This window comes from Ruegeria sp. AL3, assembly GCF_056536065.1.
Genome location: NZ_JBQFJG010000002.1, coordinates 600,368 through 622,472 on the forward strand (window position 1 = coordinate 600,368; position 22,105 = coordinate 622,472).

Consider the following 22,105-nt stretch of genomic DNA (forward strand, 5'->3'; position numbering starts at 1 on the left):
CCTCCGCGTTACTGTAACACGCGGAGGGCATCATCATGCAAAACCCGACCCGATGACGCCAACATCTGAACAAACAATCTGGCCACGTTTCACGCAGGAGGCTTGATGCGAGTACTGAAAGAACCTCTGCTCCATTTTTTTTTGATTGGAGCGGCAATTTTTGTTTGGTTCCATATTGTAGCGCCGGAAAGCGAGAACGTTGAAGATATTGAGAAAATAACACTCGACCAGGATGACGTTGCGCTTTTGTCCGCTCGTTTCGAAGCGCAGTGGAAACGCCCTCCAAGCGATGCGGAACTGAAGGCTTTGGTCGACGCATCCATTCGTGAAGAGGTTCTGGTCCGGGAGGCAAGACAACTTGGTCTGGATCGCGGAGATCCCTTGATAAGGACCCGGCTGAGCCAAAAAATGGATTATCTGACCGAAGCCATTGCCACTTCCATCGTTCCGAATGACGAAGATCTGGAGGTTTTTCTTCAGGAAAACGCGGAACGCTATGCAACGCCTGTCATGGTGGCTTTTAATCAGGCCTTTCTTGGAGAGGAGCCCGGAGAGGCCGAAATCGAGAAAGCCCTGGCCACCCTGCGCGCCAAGCAAGACATCTCCGATCTGGGCGGTTCGACCTTGCTGCCGGCATCAATGCCTTTGTCCGCGACGCGGGTTGTCGAGTCGGTCTTTGGAGGAGGGTTTTCGCAAAGCATAACAGAGGTCGAAACAGGTCAGTGGACGGGTCCGATCCGGTCAGGTTACGGTATCCACCTTGTCGAGGTCGTTGCGGTCGAGCCCAGCCGAACACCGCCACTTGCTGAAATTCACAATACGGTGCTGCGGGACTGGCGCCGCGCGATGAGTGAAGATCTGGCGCAAGCGCAATATCAGTCTCTGGCCGAAAAATACGAGATTGTGGCCCCCGATCTTTCAGGCCCGGCTAAATGAGAGCTTTGATCTGCTTCCTGTTTGCGCTGCTGTTTGTGTGGCCTGCAAATTTCGCTGCTGCGCACGCGCTTGATCCGGGATTTCTGGAAATTCGTCAGATTGCCTCTGACACCTGGACCGTTCATTGGCGAAAGCCCGACGTGAATGGCCAACCGATGGCGATTGACGCAGTTTTGCCAGATGGCTGCACTCCGGCGCGTGGCCCGGATCCCATATCCGACGGTCGAGGGTGGGTTTCGTCCTGGGTCGTCGAATGCCAGGCGGGTATCGCGGGCCAACCCATTGCCATTGAGGGCCTTGAGACTCAGAGAAACGACGTGCTGGCGCGTGTGCATCCCCAGGATGCGCAACCTACTACGTTTCGTTTTACACCGGATATCAATGTTCAAATCATACCTTCTGAACAGTCGACATGGTCAGTGTTTGCCGCATATTCCCAGTTGGGATTTGAACACATACTGGAAGGTTGGGATCACCTTCTGTTTGTCTTTGCGCTGTTTGTTCTGGTCCGCGATCCATGGAAACTTGTCGGAGCCGTAACAGCGTTCACACTTGCGCATTCAATAACCTTGGCGCTGGCAACGATGGGCGTTTTGAATGTTCCCGGACCACCGGTCGAGGCCGTTATCGCACTGTCCATCGTTTTTCTGGCGATTGAGATCGTCAAAGGTGGCGAAGGACGGTTCCGGCTTTCAAAACAGAAACCCTGGATCGTATGCTTCGGGTTCGGGCTTTTGCACGGCCTAGGTTTTGCAGGGGCATTGGCTGATATCGGGTTGCCCCCTAACGATATTCCCGCGGCATTGCTGGCCTTCAACCTCGGTGTCGAAGCCGGGCAGCTGAGTTTTATTGCTGCCTTGGCTCTTTTGATGGCGACCTGGCGGCTGATCGCGTTCCCGGTTGGCAAACATGCCACGGTCTTGACCGCGTATGGGATCGGCTCAGTGTCAATGTACTGGCTGATAGAACGCATAAGCGGTTTTTGAACCGTGGCGAAGTCGCGAGAGTTGAGCAAGATTTTGTGGATCATGACGGCGCATGTGCCTGAAATGGAATGCGGCCCGAGCCTGACCTGCTGAGCTTTTGCGCGGTTTCGATTTTGCTTCCATGAAAGGCCATGGTCACAAACAGCACAAAGCCAAGTGTTTTCAATCGACAGTGGCCGATGGCAATTCGCCGAAACACTTTTTGTAATCTTGTGAGAACTGCCCGATATGCCAAAAGCCATATCGGTTTGCGGCGTCAGAAATTGACAGATCTTTGCCTTGTTCTGCAAGCAGGCTGCGAACCCTGTTAAGGCGGAACCTTGTGTAATAGGCCTTTGGGCCGATACCGAATTTTTCGTTGAACGCGCGTTCCAATGTGCGCAATGACACACTGATATCCCCGCAGATCTCGCTGATGGGGACGTTTTCGTCCGGGGTCGCCGTCATCCGATCAATGGCCGCAGCAAGTGCCAGAGCTTTTCGGTTTATCCGCGGTTCCCTGCGATCCGCCCCGCCCCCCAAAGCGATCCGCAGTATCTCTTCGATCAAATGGGTTTCGCCCTGTTCTGACGAATTTGGGTTCGCCAACAAAGTCTGAATGTCGTTCAAAAGCGCAGCCGAGCGATCAGGTGGCGTTGCAGGTAACAAAAATGCCCGGAATTCCGTATCAGAAACTGCGATCCCCAGCTTCTCGCCTATTTTCATCGCATTCTCAGTTTCAACGGTCATCGTATATCCGCCGAACCCGCTGTCGCTGATACAGTCGAACTCATCGCCGCTGCCGAAGGACAGAAACGGTGGCGTTTCGATGCTGGTACCGTTCCAGTCCGTCAGTCTTGAATGGGTAGGGATGCCAAATGTGATGTGCCCCTTCGGAGACGCGCCGATCTGGTGCACACGCCGCGAGAAACCAAACTTCATAACGGAAATAAGCGGGCCGGATCTAACCTTGAAATCAGCCTGCATTTCGCCGTCTTCGATCTGACGGAAATCCATATCCCATTTGGATATTGCGGCGATCTGGTTCGGATCACGGAAAGTGGCCGCAAAAAACCGGGGCGCTTCGGGCGGGGCCAAGTCTAGTTTTGTCGATTTTTTGATGCGGTGCAAAATATCTCCCCTGTAGTTTGCATGAAAAGCTTAGTCGAAACATAGGAATATGTTCAAATGAAATTGCCCGATCCGCTTGCCGCGCCCAAACGTGGTCGCCCTCCGCTTCCGAAAGCAGAAGTGCGGTCGGAACGGATCGTGACCCTTCTTACACCCTCACAGCGTCACAGGCTTACGCGTCTTGCGGATTTAACCGGTCAGACACTTTCCAGTGTCGCCCACGATCTTATCGCACAGGGTCTGGAGCGAGAAGAAAACCCAAGGAAAAAGGAAACCTAAAGAAATGGATCTCAAGTTGTTTTTGCTGGGTTCTCTGGCGATCAGCGCACCTGCCTACGCGCAGGATGCACCCATTGCGCATGATTCCGAGTTTTATATCCTTCAGGCCCAGAACAAGGATGCCTGGGAACAGGACGATACAGCCGTTGATCAGGCTCTCGCGGCATTTCGAGACGAGAACGGTGGCAACCCCCCGAACATCATCAGTATTCTGGTCGATGACATCGGTTTTGGGGATATGGGTATCCCAGAATTGAACGCGGTACGCGGCATCAGTACCCCAAACATCAACGATTTTTCTGACGAAGCGATGCGCATGGTGCGCATGTACACCGAGCCTTCCTGCACCCCGACACGTGTGGCCCAGACGACCGGTCGTCTGCCGGTTCGGATCGGAATGGGTGATACGACCGTCGACATCGCTGGTTTCGGTTTGCCCGGAGAAGAAGTGACGCTTGCCGAGGTATTGAAGGCCGAAGGATATGCAACCTCGCATGTCGGGAAGTGGCACATGGGTGACATTGCCGAGAGCTGGGCAATGAACCAGGGGTTCGACTATGCGCAGCACGCCGTTCATCAACAGGGCCAGTTGACGATTTTCAATGACGATGCAATCCGCGAGCAGGTTTCGGTTGGTATCGCAGATTTTGTCGACGATTACACGATCGACGACTGGTTCCGCCCCGATGCATCGGCCATGGCCACGGTGATCGAAGGAAATGCCGGCGGACCTGTTCGTGAGATTCGAATGGAGCCGGGGGAGCGTTGGAACGCAGCCAAATATGATGAGATGAACCAAGCTTTTCAGGACAAAACCCTGAGTGAACTGGAACGCTTGGCCGGCGGTACTGAGCCTTTCTTCCTACAGTATTGGCCGATGATCCCGCTGGACAATACGCGGGCCGGGCGTGACGGACCGGAAAGCGTCAATGGAGGTCTGTACGCCGACAAACTGCAAGAGCTGGATACGTATTTGGGCGAAATCTTCACGCGCATGGACGAGCTTGGCGTGGCAGATAATACGATTGTCGTGTTGATGGGCGATAACGGCCACTTCACCAAGTATTCACCGGCATCTGGTTTTACGCCAATGGTCTATCGCGGAGGCAAAGGCGATACGACCGAGGGCGGCGTTCGCGTGGACGCTTTCATAAGGTGGCCGGCTCTGATTGAACCAGACAGCATGATCAACAACATTATTCATGTGTCTGATCTTTATACGACGCTGGCTCGTTTCGGCGGCGCGGTTCAGCATATTCCCCGAGACCGGTTGATTGATGGCGTGGATCAATCTGCCTCGATCCTGTTTCAAGATGAAAGCAAAGGTCGGCGTGATCACGTGATCATCTATTCGGTGAATACCCCAAAGGCGGTCGTCAAGGACAAGCTGAAGCTCAACCTGCCCGGGCCGGGTCAAAACGCGATCATTGCAGATTTCTTTGATGTGATGCGCGACACGCACGAAAAGTACCCGGTTTCGACCGAAGTTGGTGCTTGGGGCGGGCAGGAGTTCGTCCGCATACTGGGACGCCACATGGCGAGAAAAGAGCTGTTCCCCGATACAGGCCCGGCCACAGGAATGCCGTATGAAGGAATTGAAAACCTGCGGCCGGAAACGCAACAGGCAGTCGAGGCTTTCATGGTCAAACGATCTTCGGCGCAACAATGAAACAAGGCCGCGCGCGTCAACAGAAATGCGCGGCCGCGAAATCGACACGCAAATAGGGCAAGCGTTGGCGTACTTCTTGGCCGCATCCGAAACCAATCTTGCGCCCCGCTGGTATCAGCAGCTCTGCGCAATGGAGTAAACATATGCTTATTGTCTTAGGTCTCTATTTCGGAGTGATCTGGGTGGTGTTTTCCAAGCTGGGGCTGCTTCCATGGAACCGGTTCTGGAAATCTGTCGTCTATGGGGGTGCCGCAATCATTGCTCTGGTTGTAATCGGTGCCCTCAACCACACCACACCGACAGGGCCTGTTTCGGTGCAAGGCGTTGCCACCAACATTGCCCCCAATGTGTCAGGTACTGTTGTTGACGTTTCGGTTCGCCCCAATGAGCGGGTTGCGAAAGGGGATCCGCTGTTCCGGATTGACGATACACCCTTTCGGATCGAAGTCGCCCGGCTGACAGCCAGTCTTGAAACTGCGCGTTCTGCGGCAGATCAGTTACAGTCCGATCTGGCAGCGGCGGAAGCCGACATTGAATCCCTCACCGCGCAATTGACCTTTGGCGTCCAGCGCCGTGACGACATTGTCGATCTTGAGAAGCGGGGGGCATCGACGACCTTCCAGTTGCAGGAAGCCGTGTCTGCCATCGATCAATTATCCGCAAGCCTGCGCGCGGCCGAGGCGCGCAAAGCCGGTCTGGAGCGGCGGATTGCCGCCAAGATCGACGGCATTGATGCCGGCGTGGTCGAGGCTGAGCAGGCTTTGGCGCAGGCGCTTTGGAAGCTGGAACAAACAGTCGTGCGCGCGCCGGAAGACGGCTTTGTCACCGCCGTTTCTCTGCGTCCCGGAAATCGTGTATCTATCGCACAGGGGGCGATCTCTTTTGTTGTCCCCGATGACCGCCATCTGATCGCAAGTTTGCCCCAATCAAGTCGCATGAACGTTTCCGTCGGCGACCAGATCCGCCTTGCGCTGCGAATCCAGCCGGGCGGTGAAATACCTGGGACCGTCATATCGTTGCCCGTAGGAACGGCAGAGGGCGTTGTTGACTCGCGCACGGGCCTTCCTTCACTGCGCGATCTGGCTGGCGTGTCCAGCTATCCGGTGCTAATCGAAGTTCCGGACCAGATCAATATCGAAGATTTTCCATTCGGGACTTCCGGCACTGCGCTGGTGGTTACGGACAAGGCGGGCGCAATCGGTGTGTTGGCGGAAATCCTGTTCTGGATCACCAAAATGCTGAATTACATCTGAAATATTGGAGGGACGAGATGAAAACAGAACTGGCATTAAAAGGCGCGGGTTTGGCCTTGGTTGCGGCGTTTGGCACAACCGCTTCCGCGCAGCAAAGCGATTGGTCCCATGAAGCGACGATTTACCTTTTCATGCCTGAAACGGAAACGTCTATCGAGACCCCGTCAGGAACATTGGACGGCACGTTGAGTTTTTCTGACGCTCTGAGCAACCTGGATTTCGCCTTTATGGGCGCGTTTGCGGCGTCCAATGGGCGTTGGAGCCTGCTGGCTGACTATAATTATACAAATTTATCCTTCAGCAACAGTGGTGCCGGTCCGTCTGGATCCACTCTCGATACATCATTCACCACCCAGTTCCTAAGTGGGTACGTGGCCTATCGGGTCTATGAAGATCCTTCCGTTCAACTGGACATTGCCGGTGGTTTCAGATGGTTCAGCACCGAAACCAATTTCACACTAACGTCCGGTTCGGCACCTGGGCGCACGACCGTTGTGGACGACGATTGGGTAGACTCGGTCATTGGCGCAAGAATACGTTACGTTTTTTCCGACAAATGGACGGGAACCGGGTTCGTTGATTATGGCGGCTTCCGCAGTGACAGCGAAACGTGGCAGGTTCTGTTGACGGCAGATTATGCTATCAATGACAGATGGGTGATCCGTGGCGGATATCGCTATATCGCCTTCGACCATGAGATTGGCGGCAATGATTTCGAGTTCCATCAGTCCGGGCCGGTGATCGGGGCGACCTACCGATTCTGATTGATTGTAAACGACTATTGTCTTCGGCTTTGACTTGGTACGAGACGTCAGTCGGGGAGGCGTGCATGTTTGGTCGGTGCAAACTTTTTCTTACAAGTTGTTTGCTGCGTTCCGTGAGCGGGCGCTCCACCAACCATCCTGCTTTTGCCGGTGTGATGAAGGGCTGCAAATCTGGTGGCGCGGGTAAACGCGGAACGGGTTGCAAGCGATCTGCGGTCGGAATGGCCGCCTGATCCGGTATCCAGGCGGCCCTGCCTGTCAGAACCAGCGGCCAATGGCTGTGACGGATGGCGCCAGGGCTGCCGAATCCGAGATCGCCGAGAAGACGATGAATGTCGATTGCGACGACGAAGGTGTATCAAACCCGGTAAACCGGGTTGCAACGCCTCCAGTGCCGTTCAGGTTCGGGGGCGTCGAAAAGTCAGCCGGAAAATCCCAGGTTATTGGGCCGTTTTTGAAAAGAGCACCCTCAGCAGTCGTGCAGGCCACGGGCGCAAGAGTGGCCGTACAGATCTGAGTGCCGTCGGCAAACCGCACATAATCTCCGTTGGCATTGCTGCCGCGCTCAATGACAGCGCCGGTCGGAACACCTGCGTTTTCCGCCACTGTTCCAAGAAGGTTTCCAGGGCCGTATCCGTAGTCGGCGCGCATCAGTCGGCCCGAAGTCGTGTCGCTGGCGTCCGCCTGAACAGCTGCCCCCGACACGGTTCCGGCTACGGGATCAAAGGTCATCGCTTCAGTCCAATTGCCGCCGTCAGGAGATACTTTGATGGAAAATCCGGTAGTGCCAGACAGTCCCATTTCGGCGTGACCCGTCCAGTTCGATTGGAACAACAGCGACGCGGTATCACCGGCGCTGGCTTTGTTGATCTTCAGCTGATGCCCGCCGCCTTCGTGGCTCAGCAAGGTCGCCGGGCTGCGAACGGACAGACGGTTCGTACTGTCTGAATTGGTCGCAACCCCGACTCCGTCCAGGTTCTGCGTGCTGACAGGCAGGGGGGCCCAGGCTGTTCCTGTCCAGAATTTCAGATCTCCGGCCGCTTCATCCCAGGCGCGCCAGCCAATGTCGGGGGTAACGAAATGCCAGGCGTTGTCCAGCCAGGCGGCAAGTTCACCGGCATGTCCTGCCCAGTCCCCGGTCGGGTTGGCTCCAAGAGCATGAACTTCGCCTTGCGCGGGAACAACAGGAGGTGTCCCGGAATCCGTTGACCGTACCGAGAGTTGCACGACCAGATCGAGCCGTCTCAGGGCTTCGTTGTGGGTAACGTGTTTTTGCGCCTGTGCCGGTTGCAGCAAAGGCAGGTTCAATCGGGGGGATGTTTGTGACACGGGGGTCCTCCTGTGGCGTCGGTCCGAAGCTTCGGTTGCGCGCTACCCTGCCGCAAAGCGCGTCAATCCTGTCTGACCGGGCCGACCGCCCAGGGAAGATTTTGGTAAGATTCTGATGTCTGCGGGGAACCCGCCGATGGGTGTTCCCGTGCAGAGCAATGCCCGAGAATCAATCTCGGGCGTAGATGTCGTCGTATCGGATGATGTCGTCTTCACCCAGATAGGTGCCAGTCTGAACTTCGATCAAAACCATGGGAACTTTCCCGGGGTTTTCCATTCGGTGTGTCGCTCCCAGCGGGATATAGACGGATTGGTTTTCGGTTACCAAACGCTCCTGATCACCGATGGTGACCTTGGCCGTGCCTTCAACCACGATCCAATGCTCGGAACGATGATGGTGGGATTGCAGGCTGAGCGACGCGCCGGGATGAACATGGATGCGCTTGACCTGAAACCTGTCTCCGATCACCAGGCTTTCGAACCAGCCCCACGGACGATGATCCACCGGCAGGGATTCTGCCTGTTTCACCCCTTTGGCCTTCAGCGCTGCAACGGCCTGTTTCACGTCCTGGGCCTTGTCCATGCTCGCGACCAGAACCGCATCGGGCATCGCAATGGCGATTACGTTTTCAAGACCCATTGCCACGACTTCCTGCGCCGGCGACTCGGACCGTATCAGTGCATTGCGGCAGTCGATTGCCGTTACTTCACCGTTGGTCGCCACACCGTCTTCATCGGGGTTCGACAGCTCTTGAACCGCGGTCCAGCTTCCGACATCGGACCAGCCAGCGGAATAAGGCACCACGCTCAGGTTTAGGGCCTTTTCCATCACGGCGTAGTCTATTGAAATATCTTCCACGCCCGCCCATGCCGCCGGGTCCAGTCGAAGAAAGCCCAAGTCCGTTTTTGCCTCGGCAACGGCCTTTTGAACCGGCGGGATAAGTTCGCTCGCATGCTGTTCAAAAGCTGCCAGGATATCGCGAACGGCAAACAGGAAGATGCCCGAGTTCCAAAGATAGCTGCCATCCGACAGCATCGCCTCGGCCGTTTTCCGGTCAGGTTTTTCCACAAAACGATCCAATGGGACAACCTCATGGGTCGATTCCGGAGGATGGCGGAGTTTGAGATAGCCGTAACCGGTTTCCGGGTGTGTCGGAGTGATGCCAAAGGTAACCAGATCGCGTCGTTCATTTATTGCCCGTACGCCTTCGGCGACGGCTTGATGAAAGGCGTCCATGTCCGGAACCACGTGATCAGACGGCGCCACCAGCATGATGCCATCCGGATCTCGTGCCGCCAGATACAAGGCTGCGGCAAGAACGGCGGGGGCGGTGTTTCGACCTTCGGGCTCGATCAGAACTGGGCCGGGGTCAATTCCGACGGCCATCAATTGTTCGGGGACAATAAAGCGAAATGCCTCGTTGGTCAGAATCAGGGGCTTTGCATATGGCTCTTGAGATGGCCCGAGCATCCGTTCCGCGCAATTCTGCAACAGGCTTGTTTCGCCGACCAGAGGAACGAATTGCTTGGGATAGCTTTTGCGTGACAGGGGCCACAAACGTGTTCCCGATCCACCGCAAAGAATGACGGGGTAGACTGTATTGGTCATGCACGTGCCTTCGAATTGCGGGTGACTGACGGTATTGCCATGTTTTTAGACAAGTAAAACAATCTGTGGCTACTGAGCGGCTTTCCCCGTGGCGACAATGTCATTCAGATATTGGCTCAGATCATCGCGCAGGTCTTCGCGGGCAAGAGCAAAGGCAACGGTGGCTTGCAGAAAGCCTGATTTTGAACCGCAATCAAAACGCTGACCGTCGAATTTGTAACCGAAGGCCGGCACTCCGGCGGCAATGTCCTGGGCGATGGCGTCGGTCAGCTGGATTTCGCCGCCGCTTCCGGTTTTTTTTGCGTTGAGGTTGTTCAAAACGGACGGCCGAAGCACGTACCGGCCGATGACTGCCAAATTGGATGGCGCTTCTGATGGGTCAGGCTTTTCAACCATGCCTCGGGTGGGGACGACGGACCCGATATTGTCGCCAACATCGAGCACGCCGTAAGAGCTGGTCTTTTCCTTCGGAACTTCCATCGCCGCGACCATGTTGCCACCGGTGTCTTCGTAGGCCTCGATCATCTGTTGCAGACAGGGTTTGTCGGCGGCGATGACGTCGTCAGGCAGCATGACGGCAAATGGTTCATCGCCGATCAGCCGCCGGGCGCACCAGACCGCGTGTCCAAGCCCCAGTGCTTTGTGCTGGCGGATATAAGCGATCGCGCCGCTTTCCATATTCGTTTTGTTCAGCACGTCCAGAAGTTTGTTTTTGCCTTTGGCTTTCAGCTCCTGCTCCAGCACCAGGTTGTGGTCGAAATAGTCTTCCAGCGCGGATTTCCCGCGTGACGTTACAAAAATGAATTCCTTGATCCCGGCTGCACGGGCTTCGTCAATTGCGTATTGCACCAATGGACGATCCACCAGCGTCATGATTTCTTTTGGAACGGATTTTGTCGCTGGCAAAAAACGCGTTCCCATGCCCGCTACAGGAAAAACCGCTTTGGTAACTTTGCGTGTCATGGTGCCTCTCAATTATCAAGTTTTGCCAGCAGAGCAGGAAATGTCCGGAATGTCCTCATAGGCCGCAATGCCCTGTCAATCAATGATGCCTGATGGATCAGGTTGCTATCAGTCAAATCCTGCCACCTTGCCAGGGAGGAGTCAAAAGTCCGCTCTGATGCGGTATCCATACTTAATTTGCGCACCATGTGCTTGGATCATTGGCTGACTGCACGGTGAAGAGCGGGATATATCGCATTGGTCCATCACGAAAAATTCATAGGCTTGTTCTTCGCGGCGTATCTTGCAGATCACGAGGTCCCCCGAACCGACCCGACTGTGTTGCCGCACCGCGTATCGTGTTATTTTTGCGTGGTTTTCCCAACCGGAAACCGCGACCCGCCCAAAGCAGCCCACAACCCTCATTTTCGGAAGCACGGGGTCTGAAGGACATACCGCGTCAAAGGGTGCAGACGGACAGAGTTTCTTACTTCCACAAGGGCGGCTGACCGCCTTGTTCAACGCATCCGAGTTTTTGATTTTCCCTTTTAGAGTTTGTTTTCGAATGGGCAACAATTGTTACTAGGTTCCGTTGATAGGTTCTGGAAGCGCCTGATTGTTGCACATTGGATCGATGAGCCGGCCGGGTGTCAGAGTCGGCTGAACAACTTGGTTTGCCTCACGGGGCCAGGCTTGTTTTCATCAGCGCATCCGGAAAGCAGGTCTGTTCGATGCCCAGGGTCTCTTGCCATCGACCTATCGAACGACGCGTTTTGAACCCCGGCAGTCCATCGACCCCTCCGACATCATGCCCTTTCTGTTCCAACGCCTGCTGCATCTTGGCGATATCAGATCTGTACAGCCCGCCGACCTTTCCCCAAGCGCCATTGAAATCTCCGATACCGTATTGAATACGGTCGCCAACATGGCCGACAAACAAGGCATACAGGTCGCTTTTGTTGTATTCCTTCAGAACGTAGAAGTTTGGCGTGACCAGAAATGCCGGACCATGTCGTCCTGCGGGCATCATCAAGTACCCGTCACCACGCAGCTCATGGGCTAAAAAGGGTTTGCCCGAGACGCGACGTATCCCCATCTCAACCCAGTCCTGAATAGGTCGCCCCTGATCGGGGCCTTCCAAAGCGCAAGAGACATTTTGGGGTACGACAACTTCGAATCCCCAATCCCGTGCAGGAACCCAGCCGTGTTTCATGAGGTAGTTTCCGATTGACGCAATCGTATCTTCGGGTGACCCCCAAATATCAGCCGCCCCGTCGCCGTTGCCGTCGACAGCATAGGACAAATAGTTGGACGGCATGAACTGAGGCTGACCCAAAGCGCCAGCCCAACTGCTTTTCATTTGCCGGGCGGGCTGGTGTCCTGCTTCTGCGATTTGCAGCGCGGCAACAAGCTCGGCTGTGAAATAGTCTGCCCGAGTGCTCATGAAAGCCTTAGTCGACAGTACCCGGAAAGCATCATGTCGGATCGGAACCTGTCCGTATCCGCTCTCTCTTCCCCAGATCGCCAGAATAATGCGGGCAGGAACGCCGGTTTCAGCTTCGACCGCCGCCAGAGTTGCGGCATGGCGCCGTGCCATTTTCCGTCCTGCCGATGTTGCGCCTTGTACCGACCCCGGATTGAAATAGCGACCGGGTGAGCCAAACTCGGCCTGCTTCTGGACCTTGGGCGTTTTGCGCGCGCTTCCCGGAGGCACCAGATCAGGCAATTTCCAGTCAAGGGTCACGCCGGAAAGGGCTGCTTGCATCGTCTCGCGTGTCACACCTTTGGCCTTTGCCCGAGGCCAAATGGTTTCTTGCAACCACGACTGAAACTGGCGTTCGATCGCCGCACGATCCTGTGCCAACAAGGGCTGAAAGAGCAGGATGAACCCGAAAGAGAATACCAGAATACGCATCGTCATTTTGTCTGTCCCGGTTGGGATTGCAAGTCAACGGGAAGATGCCGCAGTGGCTTGGGCCCATTTACCCGAAGTTGAATCGGGATAGACTTGGGCAATTGGTGGTTTGAAAAACTCTTGAGAAAATTCACGCACTTGTCGATAGTCGAATGATATTTTGTTTGAGGAAGGGGCAGTCAGTCATGGCACATGTAAAAACGCCCAATCCAATCCCTTTGCTTGCGATGGCGGTGATCCTGTTTGTGTCGATGCCGCACATGGTTTCCGCCAGCGACAGTTTCATGGATCCGCAAGGACCCATTGCCGCCATCCAGAAAACGCATCTGCTGCGGGCGACCGCTTTGATCATGGTGGCTGTTATCCCTGTGCTGATACTGGTACCGTTGATCGCGTTTCGTTATCGTCGCAGAAGGAACAGTCACGCAGCTTACCGACCGGATTGGGATTTTTCCGCGAAACTGGAATTCCTCATGTGGGGTGTGCCCGTTGTGATTGTGGCGCTCCTGTCGTTCTACCTTTGGAAGGCCACCCATCGGCTTGATCCATACGCGTCGGCGTTTGGTGAAGATCCGGCCTTGCGCGTGCAGGTTGTCGGGCTGGATTGGAAGTGGCTGTTCATCTATCCCGATCTTGGTATTGCCAGTGTGGGCGAGTTCGGCATTCCCACCAAAAAGCAAGTGGCTATGACGCTGACCACCGATACCGTCATGCAATCCTTCATGATCCCTGCGCTGGCGGGCCAGATTTACGCGATGCCGGGAATGACCACCCAACTGCATCTGGTCGCGGACGTCCCCGAGGTCATGCAAGGCGAGAACACGCAGTACAACGGGCGGGGTTTTACCAAACAGAAATTTCGTACCGTTGCCATGAACAGTGATGAATTTGAAAGCTGGGCCCAGAAAGTGCGCGAAAATGGTATCCGACTGGACCCGGAAACGTATCAGATGCTCGCGATGCGGACAGACAGGGATGAGGTGCAGGCGGCGCTGGGCACCGACAAAATGCCAAAGGACGCGCTGTACTTCACGATGGAACAAGATTTGTTTCAAACGATCCTGCACCGCTATCACAGCGGCAAAGCGCTGCCGGTTGATCAACAGCCGGGAACGGCATCCTTCGGGCAGGTGGTGCAGCAATGACGCCGTCCTATTCAGGATTCCTCGGCCGCCTCGACTGGGATGCGCTTCCGATCACAGGGTTGATCCAGAACCCGAACGCGAATGAGATCGTTGCCAACGCCGCGGCCGCAATCGTCTTGGTTGGCGTTGTCGTCGTGGTCAGCCTGCTCAGCTGGTTTCGGTTGTGGACGCCCCTCTGGCGCGATTGGCTGACCAGTGTTGATCACAAGAAGATAGGGATCATGTATGTCGTCTTTGCCATCGTCATGCTGGCGCGCGGCGTGTTGGAAGGCGTTGTCATGCGCGCGCAGCAAGCCGCGGGCCCGGGCGACGGGTTCCTGGAAGCCGAACATTTCGCCGAGCTGTTCAGCACCCATGGCACGATCATGATTTTCTTTGTCGCGGTGCCTTTTGTCTTTGGTATCGCGAACTATGTCGTCCCGCTGATGATCGGGGCGCGGGATGTGGCGTTCCCTCGCTTGAACCAGATCAGTCTGGGCCTGACGGTGTCTTCCGGTATGATGCTTATGGTTTCGCTGGTCGTGGGGCGGTTCTCGACCGGTGGTTGGACGGCCTACCCACCGTATACCGGGGCCGCCTTCAATCCGGGCGTTGGGCCGGACTACTGGATCTGGGCGATCGTTGTATCGGGTATCGGCACGACGCTTACCGGTATCAATTTTGCCGTGACGATCTACAAGATGCGCGCGCCGGGCATGACCTTCATGCGGTTGCCGATGTATTGCTGGACCATCATATGCAGTTCGATCCTGATCGTCTTTGCCATGCCGCCATTGGGCGTCGCGGCGCTTTTGCTGGCCGCGGACCGCTATTTGGACTTCCACTTTTTCACCAATGACCTCGGCGGCAACATGATGAACTATGCCAATCTGTTCTGGCTGTTCGGCCACCCCGAGGTTTACCTGCTGGTTCTGCCTGCCTACGGCATCTACTCCGAAGTTTTTGCGACTTTTTCGGCCAAGAGGCTCTACGGCTACAACTCGCTCGTCATCGCCACGATGTCGATCGCGGTTCTGTCGTTTACCGTCTGGCTGCACCACTTCTTCACCATGGGGCAGAGCGCCCTGATCAACGCCGTTTTTGGTATCGCAACCATGCTGATCGCCATTCCCACCGGTGTAAAAGTCTATGACTGGATGGCGACTTTGTGGCGGGGGCGCATCCGGTTCTCGGTGCCGATGCTGTATGGTTTGGCATTTTTGATGTTGTTCGTGATTGGTGGCCTGAGCGGGGTGATCCTGGCCAATCCGACCGTGGATTATCAGGTACACAATACGCTGTTCCTGGTGGCCCACTTCCACAACGTACTGTTGCCGGGTGTGCTGTTTGGACTTTTGGCCGCCTATAACTACTGGTTCCCCAAGGCTTTCGGCTTTCGCCTGAACGAGTTCTGGGGCCGCGTCACGGTTGCCCTCTGGACCATAGGATTTTTGTTGACCTTCATGCCGCTTTACTTCGTCGGGCTGATGGGGATGCCGCGCCGTTCTTTCAGCTATGATGACCCATCTTTCCATCCCTTCATGGTGGTGGCGATCGTCGGGGCGCTGGTGATTACCTGCGCGTTGTTCTCGGTTCTGATCCAACTTTGGGTCAGCATCCGTGACCGCGAAAAGACCCGTGTTCCCGTTGGAGATCCATGGGATGGACGGACGTTGGAATGGTCTGTTCCGTCGCCGCCGCCGCCGTACAACTTTGCGATCATCCCAACCGTTACGGACCGGGATGATTTTGCGGCAGCAAAGGAAAAGGGGGCAGCCTACCCAACGCCCGACGCCTATGAAGATATCGATTTGCCGCGCAATACAGGCATTGGGTTCGTTCTGTGTGTCATGAGTGGTATCTGGATGTTCGCGCTGGTCTGGTGGATTTGGTGGTTGGCTGCATTGATGACGGTTCTGATGATCCTGGCGGTGATCGTCTGGACGTTCGACGACAGTACCGAGCTGACCATACCGGCGGAAGAAGTGCGCAAGGATCACGAAGCCTGGCTTGCATTGGTTCACGGTGAAAAGGCGGTGGATCGCGATTTCGAGACGTCTTCGGAAAATCGCGGCCTCGCCCGCCCCGATCTGGAGGCGGTGACATGAAGCGCGCGCCCACCCACAGCTATCCGGGTATCAACCTGGGGGAACGTCACGCGAGTGCTGACAAGGCGACCGAGGTCGTCACCTTCGGGTTCTGGGTCTTTTTGATGAGCGACCTGGTCTATTTCGGCCTGATGTTTGCGATTTACATCACGATGATCGATGCACAGGCCGGTGGTCCCGGCCCGCACGAGCTGTTTGATCTCAAAAGCGTCTTTGCGCAGACGCTCATCCTGTTGACAAGCAGTCTGACGGTTGGCCTTGCCATGCTGGCGCTGAAATACAATCTGCCGCGCGCTCGTATTGTCTTGTGGTTTGGCGTCACGCTTTTTCTGGGCATCAGCTTCCTGGTGCTAGAGGTGCGTGATTTCATGGCCATGGCGGAACAAGGTGGCATTCCGCAGCGCAGCGGTTTCTTGTCGGCTTTCTTCGGACTTGTTCCGCTGCATGGCTTGCACGTCGCCGCTGGGTGCTTGTGGCTGATCGTTCTGGGTATCCAGTTGCGTGTGAAAGGGATGACGGACGTCATTATATCGCGCGTGGTACGGTTGGCTCTGTTCTGGCATTTTCTGGACCTGATCTGGATCGGGATCATCACCATCGTTTATTTCGGAGGTCTGACCTATGGATAAGCGCTCTGAAATGCACCGTCGCGAGCGTCGGCGCTATGTGATCGGATACGGTGGTTCGCTGCTGTTGACTTTTGCGACCTTCGGCGTGGCCCATCTGTTTGGGATCGAAACCCCCGGTGTTTACCTGACAATTGGATTGCTGGGTCTGGCCCAACTTGTTCTGCAACTTGTTTATTTCCTGCACATCGATCGCCGGCGCAGCAGCCGCGAAGACCTGCATCTGGTTCTGTTTTCCACGATGGTTCTGTTGATCATGATTTTTGGAACGGTCTGGGTGCTGGGCAATCTGGCAATTCGAATGCACATGCATGTGATGTGATGCGCATGGGGCGCGTGCAGAACGGGATATGAGAATGAAGCCACTCAAAATCGCAGCCGTGGCTTTGATACTTGCAGCAATTGCAGTCGGTCTTGTTCTGTTCTGGAGGCACGAAGAGCGCTACCCGTCCACTCAGGATGCATATCTGGGCGCGAACATTATCTACGTCGCTGCGCAGGTGACTGGGCAGGTGGCCGATGTACATGTGATCGAAAACCAGCCCGTGAAAAACGGCGATCTGCTTTTCACGATCGACGACACTCAATTCAAGGCTTCTGTGGATGCAGCCAAAGCCAATCTGGATAGTGCGATACAACAGGCCAAATCCTATTCCACACAGATTGCGGCAGCTGAGGCTTCGGTCGACAGCGCCCAATCGGCCTACGATACTGCATTGAAGAGTTTTGAACGTGCAAAAGCCCTGTTCGCATCAGGCGATATCGCGCAGGCATCGCTGGATCAGACGGCATCGGATTTCGCCCAAGCCTCTGCAAGGTTGACGACCAGCCAATCCAGCCTTTTGGCACTGAAAAGCGGGTTGCAGGCAAAACAGGATGATATCCTGTCTGCGCGGGCACAACTTGAAATTGCGCAAACCAACCTTGCCTGGACCAAGATCCATGCTGCGGCCGACGGATGGATCGCCAATCTGACTCTTCGACCAGGATCCTCGGTGTCCGCCAATGCCCCGCAATTCTCGATTGTCGAATCGTCCGATTGGTGGGTGGACGCGAACTTCAAAGAGACCGCATTGGCGCGCATTCGTCCGGGGCAGCCGGTCACAATACGTGTCGATATGCTCCGCGGAACGACGCTTACAGGTAAGGTGGCGTCAATCGGGCGAGGGTCTGGGGACACGTTTTCCTTGTTGCCCTCGGAAAACGCGAGCGGGAATTGGGTCAAGGTCACCCGGCGATTTCCGGTTCGGATCGCGCTTGACCCGACCGATGCGCCCTTGCGTGTCGGAGGCAGCAGCAAAGTTGTCGTAGATACAACAGGTCCGGTGGACGGCAAATGACCCCTGCGGCGTCCGGCCATGTGAACATGGTGATCGTGATCGCCGTTGTTCTCAGCGCCATTCTGGAAGTCCTGGACAGTACGATTGTCAATGTGGCGTTGCCGCATATCCAGGCCGCATTCGGGGCGACGACCGATCAGGCGACATGGATTCTGACCAGCTATATCGTTTCCGCGGTGGTCATCATGCCGTTGACAGGGTTCGTCGCCCGACGCGTGGGCCGACGACGGTTGATCCTGACGGCGGTGACTGGTTTTGCCGTCATGTCGATGATGTGCGGCATGTCCTGGAGCCTTGAGGTCATCGTTGCCTTTCGGCTGGCTCAGGGCATGTTCGGCGCTTTCCTGATCCCTTTGTCCCAGTCCATTCTATTTGATGCCTTCCCGCGGGAAAAGCGCGGACAGGCAATGGCCATCTTCGGTCTGGGCGTCGTGGTGGCGCCGGTACTGGGGCCAACGGTCGGTGCAATCCTGACCGAATATTTTTCCTGGCGGATGGTCTTCTTTGTCAATGTTCCTGTGGCGGCCCTTGCGCTGCTTCTGCTGGCCGGAGAATTGCCGGAAGACAAAACCGAGGAGGTTCAGATCGATTGGAAAGGCCTTGCTCTGCTGGCTATTGGAATCGGGTGCCTTCAATTCGTTCTGGATCAAGGCGAGACACTGGACTGGATGTCGTCCCGCGTCATCCAGGTGGCTGTGATCGCAGCAGTTATCGGGGCGTTTGGTTTCATTTTTCACGCGTTGACCTCTCGCAATTCGGTTGTGGACCTGCGTCTGTTCGCAGACCGAAACTTTGCCCTGTGCAATCTGATCATCGCGGGTTTTGCCGTGTCTCTGTTCGGGGGCATCGCGATTTTGCCGACGCTTGTTCAAAGTCTGCTGGATTTCCCAGTCATCGCGTCGGGCCATCTGTTCATTCCGCGTGGCCTGACCGCAGGGCTGTCCATGGTTCTGACCGGCGCAGTTCTGGTAAACCGCTTCGATCCGCGCCTGCTGGCGGGCATCGGCCTGTTGCTGACAGCAATAGGGAATTTCATGATGGGGGCCATCAACCTCAATGCCGGTTTTTGGGAGCTCGCATGGCCGGGGGCCATCAGCGGCCTCGGGATGGGTCTTGTGTTCGTGCCCATGTCGATACTGGCTTTCGAGAGCATCAGTAAAGGCCGGCAGGACGAAGCTTCTGGTCTGTTCAACGTGACAAGGCAACTGGGGTCGTCGGTTGGCATCTCGCTGGTCGGCACCTGGGTTGTACGCGGGTTGCAGACCAATACGGCGGTGCTCAGCCAGAATGTGACGCCCTACAACCCCGCGGCCCAGGCGTATCTGAGCCCGCTTGGCCTTGCGCCGGACAGCGCTGAAGGTGCTGCCATTCTGGGCCAGGAAATCATGAAGCAGGCCGAGATGATTTCCTATTTGACCGTATTCAACAATCTGGGTCTGCTTGCCTTGGCGACAATTCCATTGCTTTTCTTTTGTCGCGCTCCGAAGCCCGGGTCACATGTTGCCGCTCATGTGCATTAGCGCGTCAAGGTCAGCCCAAGCCACAGGGCGAACCAGCACAGCACCAGGCTGATCAGGATATTGCCAGCTGCCAGAACCAGAGTGCGCTCGCGCCGAAGTTCAAGAGATTGATAGGCAAAGCTGGAAAACGTGGTGAACCCGCCGCAGAATCCAAAGACCAGCCGTCTTTGATCCTCGGGGATGTCGACAGGGCCGCCCAGATAGCCGATCCAGATCCCCAGCAGCAGGCTGCCCAATACATTGACGATCAACGTCGAAAAGGGCAAATCGTGCCGCACTTTCAAAGCCAGCCAATGACGCAGGACCGCCCCCAGGCCTCCGCCCAGTCCGAACATCGCATGAAGATAGAGGTCATTCATGACGGTGACCTCTCGGAATGAAAATGGTTGCCCAGCTTCTCTCCGACCAGGGCAGCGCCAATGCCTAACGCGACTTCCAACCCGACAGCAAGCGGCACGGCCCAAAGATCACTTTCGGCAATACGTTCCAGATCAGCTACAAAAGATGAAAAGGTGGACAACCCACCACAAAATCCGACCGCGCCCAGATGCAGAACATGCGCGTGCACCTTGTGACGTATTGAATACAGCCACCCCAAGACGAAACAGGCCGCCACGTTAATGCCGAAGGTCGACGTGAGGAAACTGAGGCCGGGGATTTCCAGCGCGAAAACTTCGCGCAACAACGATCCCAGCGCTCCTCCGGCAAAGACGGCGAGAAACATAAGGCTCTTTCGGTCGCGTCGGGGTTGGGAATGCGTCTTTGTCAAGTGTATGCCTGTCGCCTTCTGGTATGCGTGGCATATCCACTGGCGACACCCTGTTCAACTGTTGAGCCACCGTAACGCACTTTCACGTTTTCGTCTTTGGGCGGATAAATTCCCGCGAAAGCTTGCAATTAAAAATCAATCTGTTTCACGTTGAGTGCTGTTGGAACGCGCAACCACCGGTCGGAAACATGAGGAGACAGGAACATGATTGTACGCAGGATCTACTATTTTCTGAGCTATGTCTGCCTGCCGTTCGTGTTGCTGTTGGGGTTCTTCTGGCCACCCGTACATTGGCTTTTGGTCATCTTGGTGCCCTACGCGGTCATCGGCCTTTATGATGTTTTGACTACCAAGCACAATGTGCTGAACAACTATCCGGTTCTGGGGCATTTCCGGTACATGCTTGAATTCGTCAGCCCGGAAATTCGACAGTATTTCGTTGAAACCAACGAAAGCGGCCGACCTTATAACCGGATCGTACGCGGCCTGGTTTATTCCCGCGCCAAGGGCCAGATGGATACGCAGGCCTTCGGAACGCAATACGACATAAACGAGGTCGGATATCACCGCGCAAATCATTCGCTTGCGCCCAAGCACGTGGACAAAAGCGAAGATCGCGTCATGTTGGGCGGGCCACAATGCACAAAGCCTTACAGCGCCTCGCGTCTCAATGTTTCGGCCATGAGCTTCGGCGCCCTGAGCGCCAACGCCATCCGCGCGCTGAACGGCGGGGCAAAGGATGGAGGTTTCGCCCACAATACCGGTGAAGGCGGGTTGTCTCCTCACCATCTGGCCGAAGGCGGCGATATCATCTGGCAGATTGGGACGGGCTATTTTGGATGTCGAACGCCGGAAGGCGGGTTTGACAAGGACAAGTTCGCCGAAAAGGCCACAAAGGATGTGGTCAAGGCAATCGAGATCAAGTTGTCCCAAGGTGCCAAGCCTGCGCATGGGGGCGTTCTGCCCGCTGCCAAGGTCGATGCCGAAATTGCCGAAATCCGCGGGGTGCCCGAGCATCAGGATGTGATTTCCCCCCCAACTCACAGCGCTTTTGACGGGCCCTCGGGGTTGATGCACTTCGTTCAAGATCTTCGCGAAATGTCCGGCGGCAAACCTGTCGGCTTCAAATTGTGTATTGGCAAACCTTCCGAGTTCATGTCGATCTGCAAGGCCATGCTCGAGACAGGGATTTTGCCGGACTTCATCACCATTGACGGATCAGAAGGGGGTACAGGCGCGGCCCCGGTCGAGTTCACCAACCGTCTGGGTATGCCCCTGAACGAGGCGCTGATTTTCGCAAACAATTGCCTGCGTGGCGTTGGGCTGCGCGACAAGATCCGGATCATTTGCGCGGGCAAAGTGGCGACCGGATACGACATGGTCGAGAAATTCGCGCTTGGTGCGGATATGTGCAACGCGGCACGGGCGATGATGTTTGCGGTGGGCTGCATTCAGGCCTTGCATTGCAACACCAACCGTTGCCCGTCCGGGGTCGCCACTCAGGATCCCGTGCGCGGGCGCGCTGTGAACATCCCGCAAAAGCGGCGGCGCGTTCACCGGTATCACGACGCAACACTCGAAAGTTTCCGCGAACTCTTGGGTGCGATGGGAAAGGAAAAAGTGTCCGAGCTGCATCCACGCGACATTTTGCGGCGCACGGCGGACGAGCATGAGCGAACCTATGGTGACCTCTACACCTATCTGGAGGATGGTGCGCTGCTGGCAGGTGTTGTGCCCGAGGAATTCGCGGCGGATTGGGAACGCGCTTCGGCATCTCGTTTCTGAGACCCGATCCGTTAACAACCGTTTACCCAGAACAGGTGTGG

The 22,105-nt window shown here is 55.9% G+C and carries 20 protein-coding genes; 13 read left to right on the forward strand and 7 right to left on the reverse strand.

Annotation, left to right across the window (positions count from 1 at the left end):
• Window positions 1-105 precede the first annotated feature (105 nt).
• Both ACR3E6_RS19205 and ACR3E6_RS19210 read left to right on the forward strand, forming a co-directional pair.
• The gene (locus ACR3E6_RS19205) at window positions 106-936 is read left to right on the forward strand and encodes a peptidyl-prolyl cis-trans isomerase (RefSeq protein ID WP_171724570.1); all 831 of its coding nucleotides are present in this window, start codon (window positions 106-108) and stop codon (window positions 934-936) included.
• Window positions 933-1,922, forward strand: a complete 990-nt coding sequence (locus tag ACR3E6_RS19210; RefSeq protein ID WP_480488800.1) for a HupE/UreJ family protein — start codon at window positions 933-935, stop codon at window positions 1,920-1,922. Before ACR3E6_RS19205 ends, ACR3E6_RS19210 begins: the two co-directional genes overlap by 4 nt.
• 162 nt (window positions 1,923-2,084) lie before the next feature.
• On the opposite strand, the gene ACR3E6_RS19215 is transcribed toward ACR3E6_RS19210, so the two are convergent.
• Complete coding sequence (locus ACR3E6_RS19215; RefSeq protein ID WP_480488802.1) at window positions 2,085-2,999, reverse strand: AraC family transcriptional regulator; 915 nt, start codon at window positions 2,997-2,999, stop codon at window positions 2,085-2,087.
• A 90-nt stretch (window positions 3,000-3,089) separates the two neighbouring features.
• On the opposite strand from ACR3E6_RS19215, the gene ACR3E6_RS19220 reads away from it, so the two are divergent.
• From ACR3E6_RS19220 to ACR3E6_RS19235, 4 genes are all read left to right on the forward strand, one after another.
• Complete coding sequence (locus ACR3E6_RS19220; RefSeq protein WP_152460509.1) at window positions 3,090-3,311, forward strand: hypothetical protein; 222 nt, start codon at window positions 3,090-3,092, stop codon at window positions 3,309-3,311.
• Between the two features lie 4 nt (window positions 3,312-3,315).
• Complete coding sequence (locus ACR3E6_RS19225; RefSeq protein ID WP_209835065.1) at window positions 3,316-4,980, forward strand: sulfatase-like hydrolase/transferase; 1,665 nt, start codon at window positions 3,316-3,318, stop codon at window positions 4,978-4,980.
• Between the two features lie 143 nt (window positions 4,981-5,123).
• Window positions 5,124-6,233, forward strand: a complete 1,110-nt coding sequence (locus ACR3E6_RS19230; RefSeq protein WP_480488804.1) for an HlyD family secretion protein — start codon at window positions 5,124-5,126, stop codon at window positions 6,231-6,233.
• A gap of 17 nt (window positions 6,234-6,250) precedes the next feature.
• Window positions 6,251-6,997 carry an outer membrane protein gene (locus tag ACR3E6_RS19235; RefSeq protein WP_480488806.1) on the forward strand — a complete coding sequence of 249 codons (747 nt, stop codon included), beginning with the start codon at window positions 6,251-6,253 and terminating at the stop codon, window positions 6,995-6,997.
• Window positions 6,998-7,255: 258 nt separating this feature from the next.
• On the opposite strand, the gene ACR3E6_RS19240 is transcribed toward ACR3E6_RS19235, so the two are convergent.
• The 4 genes from ACR3E6_RS19240 to ACR3E6_RS19255 form a co-directional block, all read right to left on the reverse strand.
• Window positions 7,256-8,326: a DUF2793 domain-containing protein gene (locus ACR3E6_RS19240; protein WP_480488808.1), complete on the reverse strand. Its 1,071-nt coding sequence runs from the start codon at window positions 8,324-8,326 to the stop codon at window positions 7,256-7,258.
• A gap of 169 nt (window positions 8,327-8,495) precedes the next feature.
• Window positions 8,496-9,935, reverse strand: a complete 1,440-nt coding sequence (locus ACR3E6_RS19245) for a mannose-1-phosphate guanylyltransferase/mannose-6-phosphate isomerase (protein WP_480488810.1) — start codon at window positions 9,933-9,935, stop codon at window positions 8,496-8,498.
• A 69-nt stretch (window positions 9,936-10,004) separates the two neighbouring features.
• The gene (gene galU / locus ACR3E6_RS19250) at window positions 10,005-10,898 is read right to left on the reverse strand and encodes a UTP--glucose-1-phosphate uridylyltransferase GalU (RefSeq protein ID WP_480488812.1); all 894 of its coding nucleotides are present in this window, start codon (window positions 10,896-10,898) and stop codon (window positions 10,005-10,007) included.
• Window positions 10,899-11,556: 658 nt separating this feature from the next.
• Window positions 11,557-12,798: a lytic murein transglycosylase gene (locus tag ACR3E6_RS19255; protein WP_480488814.1), complete on the reverse strand. Its 1,242-nt coding sequence runs from the start codon at window positions 12,796-12,798 to the stop codon at window positions 11,557-11,559.
• Between the two features lie 179 nt (window positions 12,799-12,977).
• Here ACR3E6_RS19255 and ACR3E6_RS19260 point away from each other — a divergent pair, with 179 nt between their 5' ends.
• From ACR3E6_RS19260 to ACR3E6_RS19285, 6 genes are read left to right on the forward strand one after another with little or no spacing between them, the layout of a single operon-like run.
• Complete coding sequence (locus tag ACR3E6_RS19260) at window positions 12,978-13,937, forward strand: cytochrome ubiquinol oxidase subunit II (protein ID WP_253283324.1); 960 nt, start codon at window positions 12,978-12,980, stop codon at window positions 13,935-13,937.
• On the forward strand, window positions 13,934-16,024 hold the full coding sequence (locus ACR3E6_RS19265) for a cbb3-type cytochrome c oxidase subunit I (protein ID WP_171724563.1): 2,091 nt from the start codon (window positions 13,934-13,936) through the stop codon (window positions 16,022-16,024). The genes ACR3E6_RS19260 and ACR3E6_RS19265 overlap by 4 nt, the downstream gene beginning before the upstream one ends.
• A complete protein-coding gene (locus ACR3E6_RS19270) occupies window positions 16,021-16,653 on the forward strand; it encodes a cytochrome c oxidase subunit 3 (protein ID WP_171636380.1) in 633 nt (210 codons plus the stop codon). Before ACR3E6_RS19265 ends, ACR3E6_RS19270 begins: the two co-directional genes overlap by 4 nt.
• Window positions 16,646-16,972 carry a cytochrome o ubiquinol oxidase subunit IV gene (locus ACR3E6_RS19275; protein ID WP_224856200.1) on the forward strand — a complete coding sequence of 109 codons (327 nt, stop codon included), beginning with the start codon at window positions 16,646-16,648 and terminating at the stop codon, window positions 16,970-16,972. The genes ACR3E6_RS19270 and ACR3E6_RS19275 overlap by 8 nt, the downstream gene beginning before the upstream one ends.
• 34 nt (window positions 16,973-17,006) lie before the next feature.
• Window positions 17,007-17,990, forward strand: a complete 984-nt coding sequence (locus ACR3E6_RS19280) for an HlyD family secretion protein (RefSeq protein WP_480488816.1) — start codon at window positions 17,007-17,009, stop codon at window positions 17,988-17,990.
• Window positions 17,987-19,510 (forward strand): DHA2 family efflux MFS transporter permease subunit, encoded by a 1,524-nt coding sequence (locus tag ACR3E6_RS19285; protein ID WP_480488818.1) that lies wholly within the window; start codon window positions 17,987-17,989, stop codon window positions 19,508-19,510. The genes ACR3E6_RS19280 and ACR3E6_RS19285 overlap by 4 nt, the downstream gene beginning before the upstream one ends.
• Here the strand turns inward: ACR3E6_RS19285 and crcB are convergent.
• Entirely contained in the window at window positions 19,507-19,869 is a 363-nt protein-coding gene (gene crcB, locus ACR3E6_RS19290; protein ID WP_171724559.1) for a fluoride efflux transporter CrcB, read from the reverse strand. The genes ACR3E6_RS19285 and crcB overlap by 4 nt on opposite strands.
• A complete protein-coding gene (locus ACR3E6_RS19295; protein ID WP_171724558.1) occupies window positions 19,866-20,234 on the reverse strand; it encodes a fluoride efflux transporter FluC in 369 nt (122 codons plus the stop codon). Before ACR3E6_RS19295 ends, crcB begins: the two co-directional genes overlap by 4 nt.
• A gap of 249 nt (window positions 20,235-20,483) precedes the next feature.
• On the opposite strand from ACR3E6_RS19295, the gene ACR3E6_RS19300 reads away from it, so the two are divergent.
• Window positions 20,484-22,064, forward strand: coding sequence for an FMN-binding glutamate synthase family protein (locus ACR3E6_RS19300; protein WP_480488820.1), 1,581 nt, complete (start codon window positions 20,484-20,486; stop codon window positions 22,062-22,064).
• Window positions 22,065-22,105 lie beyond the last annotated feature (41 nt).